This window comes from Streptomyces sp. NPDC057697 (assembly GCF_042799335.1).
Lineage (GTDB): Bacteria > Actinomycetota > Actinomycetes > Streptomycetales > Streptomycetaceae > Streptomyces.
Genome location: NZ_JBHVJA010000002.1, coordinates 319,082 through 335,280, shown reverse-complemented (window position 1 = coordinate 335,280; position 16,199 = coordinate 319,082). Strand labels below are relative to the sequence as shown.

Below are 16,199 nucleotides of genomic sequence, written 5' to 3'. Positions count from 1 at the left end.
ACGCCCGTGCATACCCGTCCGCTGCCGCCCCGCCCTCCGTACCCCCGTCCGCTGCTGTTCAGCCGGAGCGGACGGAGCGGCCGTTCAGCAGCGCGGAGGCGGTGAACAGCTCGACGGCGACCGTGATCGACTCCTCGTCGGCGTCGAAGTCACCGCGGTGCAGATCGAGCCGGGCGGTGTCGCCGGGGGTGCGGACGCCGAGCCGGGCCATGGCGCCGGGAACGTGCTCCAGGTACCAGGAGAAGTCCTCGCCGCCCAGGCTCTGTTCGGTGTCCTCGATCGCGTACGAGCCGCGGCGCTCGGTCATCGCCGTGGCGAGCAGATCGATCGTGGCGGCGTCGTTGACCACGGGCGGGACGCCCCGGACGTAGTCGATCGCCGTCTTGGCGCCGTGCATCCCGGCCACCTCGTCGATCGCGGCGTGCACCAGGTCGGGGGCGTCCCGCCAGGCGCTCAGCTCCAGACAGCGGACGGTGCCCGACAGTTCGGCGTGCTGCGGGATCACATTGCAGGCGTGACCGGCCTCCAGCCGCCCCCAGGTGACCGCGAGCCCGGCCCGCGCGTCGACCCGGCGGGCCAGCAGGGCGGGCACCTCGGTGGCGACCTTGGCGGCGGCGGTGACCAGGTCGGTGGTCAGGTGCGGGCGGGCGGTGTGTCCGCCGGGACCGTCGAGCGACACCTCCAGCCGGTCGCAGGCCGAGGTGATCGCCCCGACCCGCAGCCCGATCCGCCCGACGTCCACCTTCGGGTCGCAGTGCACCCCGATGATCCGCCCGACGCCCTCCAGCGCCCCGGAGAGAATCGTGTCGGGCGCCCCGCCGGGCAGCACCTCCTCGGCCGGCTGGAAGATCAGCCGCACGGGGTTCGGCAGCAGACCCTGCCGGTCGAGCGCGGCGAGCACCAGCCCGGCGCCGAGCACCGAGGTGGTGTGGATGTCGTGCCCGCACGCGTGCGCCCGGTCGGGGACCGTGGAGCGGTACGGGACACCGGCCTTGGTGTCCGGAATGGGCAGGGCGTCGATGTCGGCGCGCAGCGCGAGCACGGGCGGGGTGGACTCGTCCCGCGTCCCCACGTCGCAGATGAGCCCGGTTCCGGTGGCGAGCACCACGGGCCGCAGACCGGCCTTCTCCAGCCGGGCCTTGATGGCCGCGGTGGTACGGAACTCCTGGTTGCCCAGCTCGGGGTGCATATGGAGGTCACGCCGGAAGGCGATCAGCTCGGCGCGCAGGGCCTCGGGCAGGGTGCCGGGGAGCGGTTCGTGGTGGGCTGTCGGCTCGGCGTCGGACTCGCGGGACATCAACTGGTTCACCTGGTGAAGGGTAAGGCCCTTCCCCCTTCAACTGACCATGAAACAAGAAAAGTTCAGCCACATAGACGAACAAAAGATGGTGTGACGGCGAGTGATGCACAGGGCCGATGGGTAAACTCCACCGCCGCGCGGGGGGGGCGTACGTCCCGGCCGCCGCGACGTTCCGGCGACACGTCCGCCGGGCGGGGGCCGCCGCAGGAACCACGGGCCGCGAGGCCCCCGGGACGACCGCGGCGAGAGCTCGGCGGTGGCCGGACGCGCGGACGACACACCGGCCCGGACTCCACCGTCGAGATCGGCGCGAAACCACCGCTTCCCTTGCCGCTCCGCCCGGCAGCGGACCGCACAGTACGGCGACCACCTGGGACGGAACCGCCGCCCCACGACCGACGGAACACACCGGCACGGCCAGGATCCCGCCACTCCGGGGCCCGTCGGGCGCCCGCACCCTTTACCATCCTTTGACTCTGCGGGAGATGGTCGGGATCTTTTTTCGTACGGCCGCCTCACCAGGGGGGAGAGGCACGGCCCGCATCCCGGGGGACGCCAGAATGCTGCGTATTCACTTCACCACCGAGGACCTGACCCGCATCCGGATCGCGCGGACGCCCGACCCGCTGTGGGAGATCGCCTTCAGTCTCCACCGGCTCCAGAGCGCACGCGGCCGCTGGGCCTTCGCCGAGTGGCACCGCGCCGCCCGGACGAAACTGACCGGTACGCCGCTGGGGACCGCCGTCCGCAGGGTCCTGCTCCAAGTCCTGCCCCGAGCGCGCTACTTCCCGGACTTCCTCACTCCGCCCGAGGCCGAGGAGGGGCTGGCCGCCGGCTGCGCGGCGATCCTGGACACTCCGCCGGACCGGGTCCGGCGGGAGGTGGCGGCCCTGGACCGGATCGTCGGGGCTCCGGCCTGGGCGGCGCGGCTGACGGAGCGGCGGCCGCGCGAGGAACTGGTGAGCGCCCTGCGCGCGTACCACTCCGCCGTGATCGCACCGCACGACGACCGGATCCGGGCGAGGATCGACGGACAGCGGGCGCTCCTGGGCCGGACCGTCCTCGACGGCGGCCTCGACGGCCTGCTGGCGGGCCTGAAGCCGGGCATGCACTGGCGGCCCCCGGTGCTGGAGGTCGACTACGCGGACGACCGCGACATGTATCTGAACGGGCGCGGACTGCGCCTGGTGCCTTCGTACTTCTGCTGGCACCGTGCGGTCACCTTCGCCGATCCGGGGCTCGGTCCGGCCCTGCTCTATCCGCTGCACCGCTCCAGGACCCCCGGCCCCGCGCTCCCCCGCGACGTCTCGCTCGGCGCGCTGCTCGGCCGGACCCGCGCCGCCGCCCTGCGCACCGTCGTCCTCGGCGCCACCACCTCGGAGCTGGCCCGTGCCCTGGGCGTCTCCCCCGCCACCGCCACCCACCACGCCTCCGTACTGCGCGACGCCGGGCTGATCGACAGCAGGCGGTACGCGAACACGGTCCTGCACACGGTGACCCCGGCGGGAGCGGCGTTGCTGCGCCCGCCTCGTTGACTCTCCGGTCACCCTCCGAGCTGCCTCTTTGGAGCAGCGTCGAATGTCCTGTCGGGGTCGCGGAGGGCCGCGCCATCGTGGTCGTACGACAACGGGCCGCCCGCCCGGGGGGAATGCCGGGGCGGGGGACGCGGCCCGGACGAAGGGGGTAACGCATGCGCACGACCAGGAAGTTCGCGGCCGTGGCCGGTGGGATCGCGCTGGCGGGTGGCCTGCTGGCCGGGGGCGCGGGCACCGCCGGAGCGGCGGAGGTCACGCCGGCGGCCGCGTCGGACTGCCCGTCGGGCTGGTACTGCGTCTGGTCCGGGGAGAACTACACCGGCAGGATGCAGAAGGTCGAGGGGACCAACGCGGACCTGACCGGGTTCTCCGTCTTCCAGGGCTTCAAGTCCCGGTACCAGCACGGCAAGAGCTGTGACTTCAAGTGGTACTCGGAGAAGAACTACAAGGGCAGCAGCGGCGTCATCAAGCGGGGTGCCAAGCTGACCGGGTCCACCACCCACTTCATCAAGTCCAACAAGTGGGTCAACTGCGTCTGATCCATCGCCCCGCCGCGGGCCCACCCGGGCCCCCTCCGCGACCGGTTCACGGAAGGGGCCCGGGCGCGCCACCGCCCCGCATCCGGTCAGTGGGACAGCCCCCGGCGCACCGGCAGCAGGGCCGCCCCGAGGCACAGGGCGCCCACCGGCAGCAGGTCCAGGTTCACGGCCATCGCCACCGTCCCCGCCAGCACCAGCACCGGGGTCCAGGCCGGGACCAGGTCGCGGCGGAGGAAGGCGAGCAGGGTGAGGAGGGCCAGCAGCCCGAGCCAGAACAGCATCGGCACCACGGTGTACACCAGCGGCATCACACCGGGCACACCCTGCACCCGGTCGAACATCTCGCTCATGGCCTCCTTGTCCGCCGAGACGAACCCGGCGGTGAGGTCGATCACCGCCTGCGCCACCACGGCCGCCGCGCCGACCAGCCCGGTCCAGGCGGCCACCTCACCGGCGCCCCGCCTGCCGCCGCGCTCCCCGGCGAGCCCCCGCAGCCCCAGGAAGACCGGCACGAAGGCGAGCACCCCGGCCAGGAACAGCAGATGCGCCACCGCCCACCACACCCCGGGCCCGTAGTCGCTCACGACCCGCCCGACCAGCCGCACCACCCCGTAGCCCGCCATCAGGACCGGCCCCGCGAGCAGCGCCGCCCCGACCGGCATCCGGCCCGCACCGGACCCCGCCCGGCCTGCACCAGTCGCATCGGTCGTACCAGTCGCACCGGTCACCCCGCCCGCACCGGCCGCCCCACCCCGCCGCTCCGTCGCCATCCGCCTCGTCGCCATCCGCCTCGTCGTCATGCGCCTCGTCGTCATGCGTCGATGCTCGTGCCGGGCCGCCCCTGCCCGCTATCGGGGCTCACCCCCAACCGACCCTGGGACCGGGCCACTTACGGCTCAGGGTGATCCATGACGCCGACGGGGCGGCCGCTCCCCCGGACCCCACAAGGACGCCGAAGAACTCCGGTGCGTGGTGCGCCGGCAGTTCACCACCACCGGCCGGAGCCCTGCCGAGGTCGCGGCCGCCATGGCCGACTGGCTCACCAACGGCTCGGAGTGACACTTCCTGCGAGTGGCCGAGACGTTGGCGGGAGGGAAGACCAAGGACAGGATCCGGCGTAGTCCGTCTGAGGACCCACTTTCGCAACAGGCCCTGGCGGGATGCTCCACAGCCGCTCACGGAGCGAACACGCGGAGTGCGATGTGACGTGCGGAACGAGGGGCGGACATACCTCTGAGCCTCGGCATGGTTCGCGACGAGGCTCAGTCGGTGGAGACGTTCGGCCGCGGGCGCTGCCCGCTCCTCGCGTCAGGCGGGTTACGCCTCCGTCACCGCCGTCGCCCGCCAAGGGGCCAGGCGCTGGACGTCGCGGGCGGTTTCCGTGACGCCGCTCAGGAAGCCCTGGGCGCGCGGGGAGGCCGTTTCGCGGAGCCATTCCGGGGCGATGTCGCAGACCGCGACCTTCACCTCGGTGCCGGCCAGGGCCAGGGGCAGGGTGTGGACGACCGTGGAGGGGAAGCTCAGGACCGTGCGGCCGATGGGGCCCCGGCGGGCGATGAGTTCGAGGGGGAGGTCGGGGCGGACGATCTCCAGGCCGGTGGCGGCTTCCAGGGCGTGGAGCTTCTCGGTGGACTCGCGGCGGTGTGCGAAGTAGCGGGTCGCGCCATGGGTGCGGGACAGGGACGCGACCGCCTCCAGGTACTGGTCCCGGTCGACCACGCCCGTCTCCACCAGTGACGTGCCGACCAGGTCCGCGCCCTTGGTGAGCAGCGGCGGGCCGAAGCGGGCGCGGGTCCAGGCGAAGGTGTTGGGGGTGACCGTCACGCCGGGCGGAGCCTCGACCGGCATCGCCGTGAAGACCTCGACCGTGCGGGTCGCGGACGGGGTGAAGCGGCTGCGGGCGCGGGCGGTGACCGGGGCCAGGACCAGGTCGCGCGGGCCCGAGCTGCCCTTCCGGTGCCAGCGCACCAGGCGTTCGCCGCGCGCCAGTTGGGCGACGAACTCCATGGTGGCCGTGCCGTCGTCGACCACGGTGAGGCGGCGGGCGCGGACCATGGTGAGGAGGAGTTGTACGTACCGGGAGAACGGGTCGCCGATGACGATGTGCTGCGCCCTGCGGACGAGTCCGGACAGGTCGCGCAGGCTCTTCAGGGGCGCGCCCGCACCGCCGCGCGCCTCCTGCCATCGGACGTTGATGCCCTCGTCGCGGGCCAGCTCCGCCATCCGGCGCAGCTGACCGCGCGACATCGGGTCGACCGGGGGGAGGACGACGACCGTGATGTCCGTGAGGACCCGGTCGTCGCCTCCCTCTGTGCAGGCCCACTCCAGGACGTTCAGGAGCTGGACCGGGCTCTCGACGAAGGCGAGGTTCACCGGTCGGCCCGTCAGACCGCGACCGGCTCGGCGGCCGGGGCCGCCTCGGCGTTCTCGGCGACGACGCCCGCGACGCGGCGGAGCTTCTTCATCGGGCCGAGCTCGGACTCGTACACCTTCTTGACGCCGTCGCCGAGCGAGGCCTCGATGGTGCGGATGTCGCGGACGAGGCGGGTGAGGCCCTGCGGCTCGACGGAAGCGGCCTGGTCGGAGCCCCACATGGCGCGGTCGAGGGTGATGTGGCGCTCGACGAACGCGGCGCCCAGGGCGACGGCGGCGAGGGTCGTCTGGAGGCCGGTCTCGTGGCCGCTGTAGCCGATCGGGACGTTGGGGTACTCCTGCTGGAGGGTGTTGATGACCCGGAGGTTCAGCTCCTCGGCCTTGGCCGGGTACGTCGACGTGGCGTGGCAGAGCAGGATGTTGTCCGAGCCGAGGACCTCGACCGCGTGGCGGATCTGGCGCGGGGTCGACATGCCGGTGGAGAGGATGACCGTGCGGCCGGTGGCACGCAGGGCGCGCAGCAGCTCGTCGTCGGTGAGGGAGGCGGAGGCGACCTTGTGGGCGGGGACGTCGAACTTCTCCAGGAAGGCGACGGCCTCGGTGTCCCACGGGGAGGCGAACCAGTCGATGCCGCGCTTGGCGCAGTGCTCGGAGATGGCCTGGTACTCGGCCTCGCCGAACTCGACGCGGTGGCGGTAGTCGATGTACGTCATCCGGCCCCAGGGGGTGTCGCGCTCGATGTCCCACTGGTCGCGCGGGGTGCAGATCTCCGGGGTGCGCTTCTGGAACTTGACGGCGTCGCAGCCCGCTTCGGCGGCGACGTCGATCAGGGCGAGGGCGTTGTCGAGGTCGCCGTTGTGGTTGATGCCGATCTCGCCGGTGACGTAGACGGGGTTGCCGGGGCCGGCGGTGCGGGTGCCGAGGGTGCGCAGACGGGAGGTGCTCATGAGGTGTGTTTCCTTAGCTCGGATGAGGTGGTGGGTTTGGGGGACCCGGAGTTACTGGAGTTGCTTGGGGGGACTGGCGTTACTGGAGTTACTGGGGTTGCTTCGGGGACTGGGCGGTGGGACTCGTGAGGGTGGGGCCGAGCAGCCAGGCCGCGATCTCGCGGATGGCGCCGGAGCCGCCGGGGGTGGTCGTGACGGCGCGTGCGGCCGCCCTGACCGAGTCGTGGGCGTTGGCGACGGCGACCGGCCAGCCGGCGAGTGCGAAGCACGGCAGGTCGTTGACGTCGTTGCCGACGTAGAGGACACGTTCGGGAGCGATGGACTGTTCGTCGCACCACTGCTTCAGTGCCAGGTCCTTGCGGTCGATGCCGTGCAGGACCGGGATGCGGAGTTTGTGGGCGCGGGCGGCGACGACCGGGTTCTGTTCGCTGGAGAGGATCAGCAGCGGCATTCCGGTCTTGCGCAGGGCGGCGATGCCGAGGCCGTCGCCGCGGTGGACGGCGACGATCTCGCGTCCGTCGGCGTCGATGAGGACCCGGTCGTCGGTCTGCGTGCCGTCGAAGTCGAGGACGACCGCGTCGACGTCGTCGAGGGTGGGCAGCGGCGAGGGGTCGAGCAGCGGCGCGAGGGCGCGGGCGCGGGCCAGGTCGTGCGGGTCGTCGATCTCCAGGGTCCGCGCGGCGTCGGTGCGCACCAGGGCGGTGTGGCCGAAGAAGCGGTGCCGGTGGGTGCGGAAGCCCGCGGCGTCCATGGCGTACGCGGTGCCCGTTTCGAGGAGGTCCTCGGGGCGGTCCTGGCGCATCTGGCGTACGGACTTGTCGTGGTTGACGCCGTAGTTGTCCTCCTCGATCGCGCTGCCGTCGCGCCAGAGGAAGCCGTGGAAGGGGGCGACCGTGACCGCGGTGTCGGCGCCGTCGCGGGCGACCGCGGCGGCGACGCCGTCGATGTCCTCGCGCCGTACGAAGGGGCTGGTGCACTGGACCAGCAGCACCACGTCGGCGGTCCGCTCGCGCATCGCCTCGTAGGCGTCCAGGGCGTGCAGCACCGCGTCCTCGCTGCTGGACTTGTCCCCGGCGATGGCCGCGGGGCGCTGCACGATGTGCAGCCGCTCGGGGGTGCCCAGCGTGTCGCCCGCGGCGCGGGCCGCCTCCGCGATGGCCGCGTCGTCGGTCGTCACGACGACGTCGGTGACCTCGCGGGAGGCCAGGCAGGCGCGTACCGCGCGGGCGATCAGCGGTACGCCGCCGACCTGGGCGAGGTTCTTGGCGGGTACGCCCTTGGATCCGCCACGGGCGGGGATCACGGCGAGCACGGTGGGGGTCGGGGTCATCTCTGCTCCTGAGGTGGTGTTCACAGCTCGCCCATCCGTCGGATCACCGGGGCGACCCGCTGGACGCCCTGCCGGTACGCGCCCCGCGCCGCTTCCCGGACCGCCTCGCGCACCGCGCCGCGCACCCCGCCGGTCTCGCGCGGCCGTTCGGCGCCCGGCAGCGGCCGGCCGTCGGGCGCGAGGTGGTGGCGGGCGAGGATGCCCGGGAGGTAGCCGGGCGCGGTGGCGGGTGTGTAGTACGGGGCGAGGTCGGGCAGCCGGGCGGCGCCGAGCAGGTCGGTGACCCGGGCGCGGGCGTGGTCGTAGGCACCGGCGTACGTGCCGTCGGCGGCGACGCCCTGGCCGGCCAGCCACCGCGGGGCGGGCTCCGGGCGGTGGCCGCCGTCCAGGTGGTCCCAGGAGGTGAGCAGGCCTGAGCCGACGAAGTGGTGGTTGCCGAGCGCCTCGCGGACGCCGAGGTCGGTGAGGACCGCGGTGGGGATGCGCCGGTGCAGGGACTCCAGGGCGGCGGTCGAGGAGACCGTGACCAGCAGGTCGGTACGGTCCAGGACCTCGCCCATGTGCCCGTACACCAGGCGGAAGTTGGGCGGCAGGCCGCCGGGCAGCTTCTCGGCGAGCCGCTGGTACGGAAGTTCCTCGATGTGCGTGGTGTGCTCGCCGGGCTTGGAGCGCAGCTTCAGCAGCACCTCGCGGTCCGGGTACAGCCTGGCGTGCTCGACGAGCCTGCGCAGCAGGTACGTCCGGTCCTCGCGGGAGGCCGGTACGGAGGGCTGGGCGGCGAAGACGACGGTGTCCCGGCCGTCCTGCGGGCGGTGCGGCTCGCCGCCGAGGAACGGCAGGGCGGCCTCGGTGACGGACGAGGCATCGGCGCCCACTCCCTCGTACACCGCGCGGAAACGCTCGGCGTCGTGGCGGGAGTTGGCGAGGACGATGTCCGCGCCGTGCCGCAGCAGCAGTCCGTCGGCGAGCTTCTCGTAGACGACGCCGACGTAGCCGGTGACCACGACGGGCCTGGCGGGCAGCCGCAGGGCGGCGAGTCCGTGCAGCATCGCCTGGACGGCGCCGCCGACGAGGGCGAGGACGACGACGTCGTACCCCTCGTCCCGCACACCGTGCAGGAACTCGACGGCCGTGACCTCGCGCACCCGTCCGGCCTCGATGCCGACGTCACCGACCTCGGCGAGCTGGCGCGGGGTCGGGGTGGCCCGGCCGCGCAGCAGCAGTCCGCTGATCTCGACGTCCTGCGCCGACGCCCGGGACGCACCGGAGGTGAGGCGGCGCGCGGTGAGCGCGCCCCATTTCCACCGGGTGTCGGAGTCGGCGAGCACGGCTACCCGGAGGGCGGTCGTCTTTTCGGTACGTGGGGGCACGTCCCAGAACTTAGGAAGGCATTCCGATTCGCGGCCCAACGTGACGGCAACAGCTGGTTAACAGCCTGCCGACGCTTGGCGAATCGCCTTCGCAAAGGGGATGCAATCGCCCATGAATCGGCCTGGTTCATCATTCCGACATTCGCCGTTCACCCGACGTCCCTCCCGGGGCCAAGGCAAATGACGGGCTCGCGCCTAGCGTGAGACGTGTGGTTAAGCTCTCGGTCATCGTGCCGTTCTACAACGTGCAGACATACGCCCCCGACACCTTGAGAAGCCTGCGGGCCAACGCCCGCGAGGACTTCGAATTCATCCTCGTCGACGACTGTTCGACCGACGGGACCGCGGACATACTGCGCCGCGCCGAGGACGAGATTCCGGGGGTGGTCGTACGCAGACACAAGCAGAACGGCGGACTGGCCACCGCCCGCAACACCGGCCTGGACGCCGCGCGCGGCGAGTACCTCGCCTTCCTGGACGGCGACGACTGGCTCGCTCCCGGGTACTACGCCGAACTCCTCGCCCGGACGGAGGAGTTGGGGTGCGACTTCGTCCGTACCGACCATGTCCAGGTCGAGGGCAGGAACCGCACCGTGCACCGCGTCCCGCACGGCAGACGGGGCGAGGTGCTGGACCCCCGGGACGCCATCCTGCCCGCCGAGCGGTCCACCTCGGTCGACTATCCGTACGCCTGGGCCGGGCTCTACCACCGGCGGCTGCTGGACCGCGGGCTGCTGCGTTTCACGGACGGTCTGCGCACCGCGGAGGACCGCCCGTGGATCTGGCGGCTGCATCGCGAGGCGGATTCCTTCGCGGTGCTGGGACTTCTCGGAATTTTCTACCGGCGCGGGGTCGCCTCTTCACTCACACAGATCGGCGACGTACGTCAGCTCGATTTCATTCGCTCGTTCGACCAGGTCATTCGGGAAACCGCGGAAGACCGTGACGCGCACGTACTGCTGCCGAAAGCGGTCCGCACCTATTGCGCGATCATTTTCCACCACATGAGCTCGATCGAAAGGTTCGAACCCGCCGTGGCCCGCACACTGAAGTCCATGAGTGGAGCCGCGCTCAAGCGAATGCCCCAGCAGGTGCTCGACGAAGCGCTCGACTCGATGGACGTGCAGCGCGCCACCGTGCTGCGCCGGCTGCGCCGCCGCCCGGCCGCCACGGGCACCAAGGAGGTGACGGCCGCGTGAACACCGTCCGGTCCCGCACCACGCAGATCTTCCTCGCCTCCACCCTCTACGGCACCGCCACGCTCGCTGCCGCGCTCGACGCGGGCTGCTTCCCGGACGCGGACCGCCGCATCCTGCTCGTCTCGAACAACGCGGCCGTGCCGGAGACGACGGCCGCCCTCGACACGATGCCCGGGTTCGACGCGCTGCGCGGCCGCTTCGACGACGTGGTCTCGTGGAACACGACGATCGCCCCCTTCCACCCGGGCGGCTGGGCGCCGCGCCCCGACGACGTACCGCTGTGGGAACGGCATCTTCGGCTGGCCTGGGGGCTCGGCGACGACGACGACATCGAGCTCGCCGTCGAGTCGATCCAGGTCAACCCCGCGATGGCGGTCGCACAGATCTTCACCGGCGCTCCGGTCGACGTGTACGCGGACGGGCTGATGAGCTACGGCCCCACCCGCAACAAGCTCGACCCGCTGGTCGGCACCCGGGTGCGCCGGCTGCTCCACCTGGACCTGGTGCCGGGGCTGAAGCCGCTGCTGCTCACGGAGTTCGGGGTGGCGCCGCAGATCGTGCCGAGCGACGTCTTCCTGAAGGTGCTCGGCGAGCTGGCGGACGCGCCCGGCGCCCGGGACGGCGTGCCGGAGGTGGAGGCGCCCGCGCTGCTGCTCGGCCAGTACCTCTCGGCGCTCGGGCTGATCAGCGCGGCCGAGGAGGAGGAGCTGCACCTACGGATGATGCGCGGCGCGGTCGCGCTCGGCCACACCCGCCTCGTCTTCAAACCGCACCCCACGGCCCCGGCGCAGTGGTCGAAGGCGCTGCGGGAGGAGGCCGTGAGCCTCGGCGCAGACCTGACGGTGCTGGACGACGGGGTGCTCACCGCGCCGGTCCTGGCCGAGGTGCTCTACCAGCGGATGCGGCCCGCGCTGGTGGTGGGCTGCTTCTCGACGGCGCTGCTCACCGCTTCCGCGTTCTACGGGCTGCCGGTGGCCCGGGTCGGCACCGGGATGCTGCTGGACCGGCTCGCCCCCTACGAGAACAGCAACCGCGTCCCGGTCACGCTGGTGGACGCGCTGGTGCCGGAGGTCACGGACCGGGCGGCCGTCGAGCGGGCGGGGCCGGAGCCGGGCGCGGAGCCGGTGGATCCGGCGGATCTGACCGGGCTGGTCACCGCGGTCGGGTTCGCGATGCAGCCGAAGATCTACCCCGGGCTGCGGCCCGCCGCCGAGCGGTATCTGGCCGCGCATCTGTCCACCGCGACCTGGCGCTACTTCAAGCGCAGACGGCTGACCTCGCTGGCGCTGCCGGGGGCGGTGCCGGCCCAGCTCGCGTTCCTGCCGCGCAACGCGGTGGTGCGCCGGGTGGCCAGGTCGGTGCGGCGCCGGGTGGTACGGCAGTAGCGGCCGCCGAGGAGGGCGGGTGGGGGCGGTGGGCCGGGCACGGCCCCCGCCCCCGCCCCGTCCTCCGGACCCCTCAGGCCGGCACGCCGCCCTGGATCACCCTCAGGTCCGCCGCGTTGGCCTCGGTGACCTTCCAGAGTTCCCGCTGCCGGCCGTGCACATCGGCGACCGTCGCCGCGTGGTCGTCGAGCAGTCCGGCCGCCCGCTCGGCCAGCCGCGCCCCGAGGTGCCGGTCGTGGACCGAGATGCCCCACTCCGGGCGGTCGATGTCGGCCAGGAAGTACGCCATCTTCGGGTGCGAGATCAGGCTGATGATCGGCGTACCGCAGCCGAACGGGATCATCCCCGCGTGCCCGCGCATCCCGATGACCAGCTTGGTCCGGGCGTAGGTGTCCCGGATCTCGTCGTTGCCGAAGTCGTACATCGGGATCACCGGCAGCGCGATCCCGTGCTCGCGGCGCAGGTCGAAGGCGATCCGCTCGTCGTCCAGCGAGTGGGCGACGCACCGGACCTCGGCCCGCTCGCCGAGCTCCCGCACCGCGGTCGCCATCTCGGCCAGGAAGTGCCCGTAGTCGTGCCCGAAGCGGAGCCCCGAGCGGTCGTACGCGGCGTTGACCAGCACGGTGTCCTCGCGCCGCTCCGGGTCCTCCCAGCCGTCCACCAGCTGCCGGGTGACCGTCGTCGGGCACGGCTGGAAGCGCACCTTGTCCTGGAGCGAGGCGGGCAGCAGCGCGCGGACCTTCTCGATGGAACCGTGGTTGCGCAGCCCGAAGAACGAGGCCCGTTCGACGAGCCGCCGCAGGCTGGAGAGGAACCGGTCGCGGCCGTGTCCGTACGCCTGGCCGTCGAAGGCGTTGAAGCCGACGGCGTACACCATGACGGGGACGTCGATCCGGTCCAGGAGCGCGTCCGGGACGTTCCACTGCCAGCCGCTGTTGCCGTTGGGCGCGGTGTCCGGGATGAAGAGGCCGCCGCCGCCGATGACCAGGCCCCGGCGCTCGTTGACCCGTTCCAGCGCGGCCTCGTCGAAGAGCCGGTGGGCGTGGATCGAGTGCCAGCGCCGCGGTCCGGTGTCCCGGCCGAAGGCCAGCCGTACGCTCTCGGGCAGCAGCTTGTCCCCGGCGTTGCCCTGGCGCTCCATGTAGAAGGCGACATGGGCGAGCTGCCCGGAGGCCGGGCCCTCCGCGGGGGCGACGGCCTCCGCGGTGCGCTTGCGCATCAGCCGGTTGGCACGGTGGGTGGGGTCGACGGCGAGACCCTTCAGGGCGTACCCGGCCGCCGCGTCGTCGTCGCCGTGGATCCAGGCGATCTGGGCGAGGCGGGCGAAGGCGGTCGCGGCCCGGTTGGGCGCCGCGGTGGCGAGCAGCAGCCGGGCGCGGGCCTCCTCGTAGCGCGAGACGCTCATCAGGGCGTGGCCGAACACCTCGTGCGGCCAGGCCTCGTCGACGGGAATCCGGACCCGGCCCAGCAGATCGGCCGCCTCCTGGTACTCGCCCGCCGCGATATGGGCGGAGGCGACCTTGCGGGCGTCCTCCGGGGAGCCGGTGCGCTCCACGTGCGGGGTGCCGTAGTGGACCAGCAGGTCGTGGTGCTTGGCGCCGGGCAGCGCCAGGTACGCGGCGTGGAACTCGGCGTCGGACAGCTCGAACGCGTGCCAGCGGCTCTCGGCCTCGCCGTAGCCCGCCTCGCCGCCCTGCCAGGGCTTGTGCCGCCCGGTGAAGTGCAGGATCGCGGTGGAGTCGGGGACCGGGAGGTCGCCGGAGAGCCGCCGCTTGACGAAGTTGTAGCGGGAGTCGAGCTGGACGAAGTCGCCGTCGAGCACGGCGTTGAGGATGCCCTGGTCGTGCTTGTCGAGCTCGTACGTGCCGGCCCGGCCGACCTCGTCGATCCTGGCGCAGAACGCGTCGCTCAGGTACTCGCGCTGGATGACCAGCAGTCCGCTGTTGAGTTTGTGCTGCCCGTAGAAGAACTGCGGCACGGCGGCCAGCCCGTCGCGCAGGGTGAGCAGTTCACCGAGATCGCCGAGGACCACCATGTCGGTGTCCAGGGTGATCACGGTGTCGTAGTCGCGGACCCGGAAGACGTCGAGGATGAAGTAGGCCTTGCGCACCAGGTAGTTGTCCTGGTCGCCCTTGGCGTACGTGTCGTAGTGCGCGGCGTCGACCCGGCGGAAGTCGACGCGCGGGTGCAGGGCGCGGATCTGCGCGACGGACGCGGGACGCAGCCCGTCGTGCAGGACGAGGAAGTCCTCGCAGACCTCCGGGTTGGAGAGCGCCAGACTGCGCAGCAGGGCGAGGAACCCGGGCAGGTAGTTCTCGTCGACGAAGCCGGCGAAGGCGACCCGGCGCTTGCCGGTGAGCGAGTTCGCGGGCGCGGGGGCCGCCATGGCGGAGGCGGGCGGGGCGGTCGTCGTCATCGCAGTCGGATCCTCATGTCGGTGACGCTCAGGGCGCGTTCCATGACCCACGCCTTTTCGCTGGTGTACTCGTGGACGGAGGTGATGGGCATCCGCATCGCGCCGGGCAGGCGATAGGCGCCGCTCTCGTAGAAGTCGAAGCCGATCAGGTCGAGCCGGCTGCTGACGTCGAGGTGGTCGAGGAGCCACAGCATGTTGAACCCGGTGGTGGGGATGGCCGGCCAGACGTCGGCGCCGACGCGTCCGATGTCGCGCAGCGGCCAGCGCAGCGACTCGTCGCCCAGGTACTGCTGGGCGCCCGGGACGAGGCGGTTGCGCAGGGAGTGCTTCCAGTCGCCGGAGACCCCGCCGAAGACCAGCCGGGTGTGCACCTTCTGGTCCCAGTTGAACCCGTGCTTGTGGATGGTGGCGTGGATGTCGGTGCGCTGCCCGGTCGCCGCCGGGTCGATCCGGTACGAGTTGAAGCGGACGACCAGGTCGTAGCCGTCGATCTCGGCACCCATCGAACTGGTGCCGACGCGCTGGGAGTTGGCGACGAGACAGATGGAGCGGCCCGCGATGCGGTTGCGGAACTCACCGACCGTGGTCCACTCGACGCCGCCGAAGGTGGGGTCCTCGACCGGGCCGCGCATCCGGCTCCGGCGCTGTTCGGCGTAGAGGCCCGCGAGCTCGGTGAGCCGGGCCACGGCGGCGGGGTCGGTCCCGGCCGCCTCCATGGCCAGACCGAGGTACTGGGAGGTGGCCTCCTGGAGCTCCGTCACCGGGGCCCCGGTGCGCTCCTGGGCGAGCAGGGCGCCGATCAGCCGGGGCTCCGCCGCCTCCCGGTCGCCGCGCGCCCGGAGGGCCAGCCCCTCGGCCCAGGACTCGGTGACGGGCCGGCCGGCGTACTCGGCGGCGGCGGGGCAGTCGCGTTCCAGCCGCCGCAGCAGCTCCTCATGGTGCCGCGCCCCGGCCCGCAGGCCGACGACCTTGGCCGCGACGCCGAAGCCGTCGTCCTCGGTGAACGAGAGGTAGCGCTCGTACGCCTCGACGGCCTCGGTCTCCGCACCCATCGCCTCCAGCGTCCTGGCCCGCAGCCGCCAGCCGGCCCGCGAGCCCTTGCGCTGGGTCAGCACGGCGTCCGCGACGAGCAGCGCGAGCTTCAGCTCGTCCTCGTAGCCGCAGTCCAGCGCCTTGTTGCCGACGGCGAGCAGCGGGTCGAGGAGTTCGTCGGCGAGGGGCGCGGCGGTGGCCGCGGCGGCCTTGCCGGAGCGGCGCATCAGCGGGATCGAGGACGCGGCGGGGGCGGTGCCCGCAGGCGTCGCGGCGTGCGTGGACAGCAGGTGCCGCAGCGCCTCCGCGAGTGCGGCGCGCCGCCGGTCGAGCCCCGCCACCAGCTTGGTGCTGTGCGCGGCACAGGCGCGCAGGCAGACGTCCGCGTAGGTCGGGGTGACGGAGGCGAGCGGCGAGGCGGCGTCCCCGGGCGGGGCCGCGTCGCGTTGCCGTGGCCAACGGGTGCGGGCTTCTCTCATGGCGCTCCAAGCGTCTGGGCCCGTGGGGGGAGGGGGCGTGTCCGGTCGTGCGGTCACCGGAGCGCACCGGGCCCCGCCCGTCGGGGGCGGATGTCCGGCGCGCGCGTTCGGTTCCGCGTCACGCTAAGAAACCTGAACGGCCACCGGATGAACTCGCCCTGTCGGTCCCGGAAACTGCGCACCGACCCCGCAGGTACGCGCCCCGGTACATGCGGTGGCAGATGCGGGGTCGGCGCGCACGTACGCGCACCGGTACATGCGAGGTCGGCACGCACGTACGCGCACCGGTACATG

General features: G+C 72.6%; 12 protein-coding genes. 4 read left to right on the top strand and 8 right to left on the bottom strand.

Translation table 11 applies throughout. The annotated features are described in order from the left end of the window. Window positions 1–58 precede the first annotated feature (58 nt). Window positions 59–1,297 carry an amidohydrolase gene (locus ACFVFH_RS06625; RefSeq protein ID WP_383765564.1) on the bottom strand — a complete coding sequence of 413 codons (1,239 nt, stop codon included), beginning with the start codon at window positions 1,295–1,297 and terminating at the stop codon, window positions 59–61. A gap of 563 nt (window positions 1,298–1,860) precedes the next feature. On the opposite strand from ACFVFH_RS06625, the gene ACFVFH_RS06620 reads away from it, so the two are divergent. Both ACFVFH_RS06620 and ACFVFH_RS06615 read left to right on the top strand, forming a co-directional pair. Beyond that, window positions 1,861–2,835: an ArsR/SmtB family transcription factor gene (locus ACFVFH_RS06620; protein ID WP_383764285.1), complete on the top strand. Its 975-nt coding sequence runs from the start codon at window positions 1,861–1,863 to the stop codon at window positions 2,833–2,835. Between the two features lie 155 nt (window positions 2,836–2,990). Continuing rightward, window positions 2,991–3,374 (top strand): peptidase inhibitor family I36 protein, encoded by a 384-nt coding sequence (locus ACFVFH_RS06615; RefSeq protein ID WP_383764282.1) that lies wholly within the window; start codon window positions 2,991–2,993, stop codon window positions 3,372–3,374. An 86-nt stretch (window positions 3,375–3,460) separates the two neighbouring features. Here the strand turns inward: ACFVFH_RS06615 and ACFVFH_RS06610 are convergent, their stop codons facing one another. The 5 genes from ACFVFH_RS06610 to ACFVFH_RS06590 all read right to left on the bottom strand — a co-directional run bounded on the left by ACFVFH_RS06610 (window position 3,461) and on the right by ACFVFH_RS06590 (window position 9,394). After that, window positions 3,461–4,189: a hypothetical protein gene (locus ACFVFH_RS06610; protein ID WP_383764279.1), complete on the bottom strand. Its 729-nt coding sequence runs from the start codon at window positions 4,187–4,189 to the stop codon at window positions 3,461–3,463. A 502-nt stretch (window positions 4,190–4,691) separates the two neighbouring features. Beyond that, window positions 4,692–5,747, bottom strand: coding sequence for a hypothetical protein (locus ACFVFH_RS06605; protein ID WP_383764276.1), 1,056 nt, complete (start codon window positions 5,745–5,747; stop codon window positions 4,692–4,694). An 11-nt stretch (window positions 5,748–5,758) separates the two neighbouring features. Next, the gene (locus ACFVFH_RS06600) at window positions 5,759–6,694 is read right to left on the bottom strand and encodes an N-acetylneuraminate synthase family protein (RefSeq protein ID WP_383764273.1); all 936 of its coding nucleotides are present in this window, start codon (window positions 6,692–6,694) and stop codon (window positions 5,759–5,761) included. A gap of 88 nt (window positions 6,695–6,782) precedes the next feature. Then, on the bottom strand, window positions 6,783–8,024 hold the full coding sequence (locus ACFVFH_RS06595; protein WP_383764270.1) for a cytidylyltransferase domain-containing protein: 1,242 nt from the start codon (window positions 8,022–8,024) through the stop codon (window positions 6,783–6,785). 20 nt (window positions 8,025–8,044) lie between these two features. After that, window positions 8,045–9,394, bottom strand: a complete 1,350-nt coding sequence (locus ACFVFH_RS06590; protein WP_383764267.1) for a DUF6716 putative glycosyltransferase — start codon at window positions 9,392–9,394, stop codon at window positions 8,045–8,047. A 209-nt stretch (window positions 9,395–9,603) separates the two neighbouring features. On the opposite strand from ACFVFH_RS06590, the gene ACFVFH_RS06585 reads away from it, so the two are divergent. Beyond that, a complete protein-coding gene (locus tag ACFVFH_RS06585; RefSeq protein ID WP_383764265.1) occupies window positions 9,604–10,593 on the top strand; it encodes a glycosyltransferase family 2 protein in 990 nt (329 codons plus the stop codon). Beyond that, window positions 10,590–11,978 (top strand): polysialyltransferase family glycosyltransferase, encoded by a 1,389-nt coding sequence (locus tag ACFVFH_RS06580; protein WP_383764262.1) that lies wholly within the window; start codon window positions 10,590–10,592, stop codon window positions 11,976–11,978. The genes ACFVFH_RS06585 and ACFVFH_RS06580 overlap by 4 nt, the downstream gene beginning before the upstream one ends. A gap of 73 nt (window positions 11,979–12,051) precedes the next feature. Here ACFVFH_RS06580 and ACFVFH_RS06575 read toward each other — a convergent pair whose 3' ends face one another. Together ACFVFH_RS06575 and ACFVFH_RS06570 are read right to left on the bottom strand one after the other, a co-directional pair. Then, a complete protein-coding gene (locus ACFVFH_RS06575) occupies window positions 12,052–14,394 on the bottom strand; it encodes a glycosyltransferase (RefSeq protein ID WP_383764259.1) in 2,343 nt (780 codons plus the stop codon). Next, window positions 14,391–15,905: a hypothetical protein gene (locus tag ACFVFH_RS06570; RefSeq protein WP_383764256.1), complete on the bottom strand. Its 1,515-nt coding sequence runs from the start codon at window positions 15,903–15,905 to the stop codon at window positions 14,391–14,393. The genes ACFVFH_RS06575 and ACFVFH_RS06570 overlap by 4 nt, the downstream gene beginning before the upstream one ends. Between the last annotated feature and the right edge of the window lie 294 nt (window positions 15,906–16,199).

Coding starts and splice junctions, on each gene's coding strand:
- ACFVFH_RS06615 (WP_383764282.1), top strand. CDS start 2,991: ATGCGCACGACCAGGAAGTTCGCGGCCGTGGCCGGTGGGATCGCGCTG.
- ACFVFH_RS06570 (WP_383764256.1), bottom strand. CDS start 15,905: ATGAGAGAAGCCCGCACCCGTTGGCCACGGCAACGCGACGCGGCCCCG.
- ACFVFH_RS06620 (WP_383764285.1), top strand. CDS start 1,861: ATGCTGCGTATTCACTTCACCACCGAGGACCTGACCCGCATCCGGATC.
- ACFVFH_RS06600 (WP_383764273.1), bottom strand. CDS start 6,694: ATGAGCACCTCCCGTCTGCGCACCCTCGGCACCCGCACCGCCGGCCCC.
- ACFVFH_RS06625 (WP_383765564.1), bottom strand. CDS start 1,297: ATGTCCCGCGAGTCCGACGCCGAGCCGACAGCCCACCACGAACCGCTC.
- ACFVFH_RS06595 (WP_383764270.1), bottom strand. CDS start 8,024: ATGACCCCGACCCCCACCGTGCTCGCCGTGATCCCCGCCCGTGGCGGA.
- ACFVFH_RS06575 (WP_383764259.1), bottom strand. CDS start 14,394: ATGACGACGACCGCCCCGCCCGCCTCCGCCATGGCGGCCCCCGCGCCC.
- ACFVFH_RS06610 (WP_383764279.1), bottom strand. CDS start 4,189: ATGACGACGAGGCGCATGACGACGAGGCGGATGGCGACGAGGCGGATG.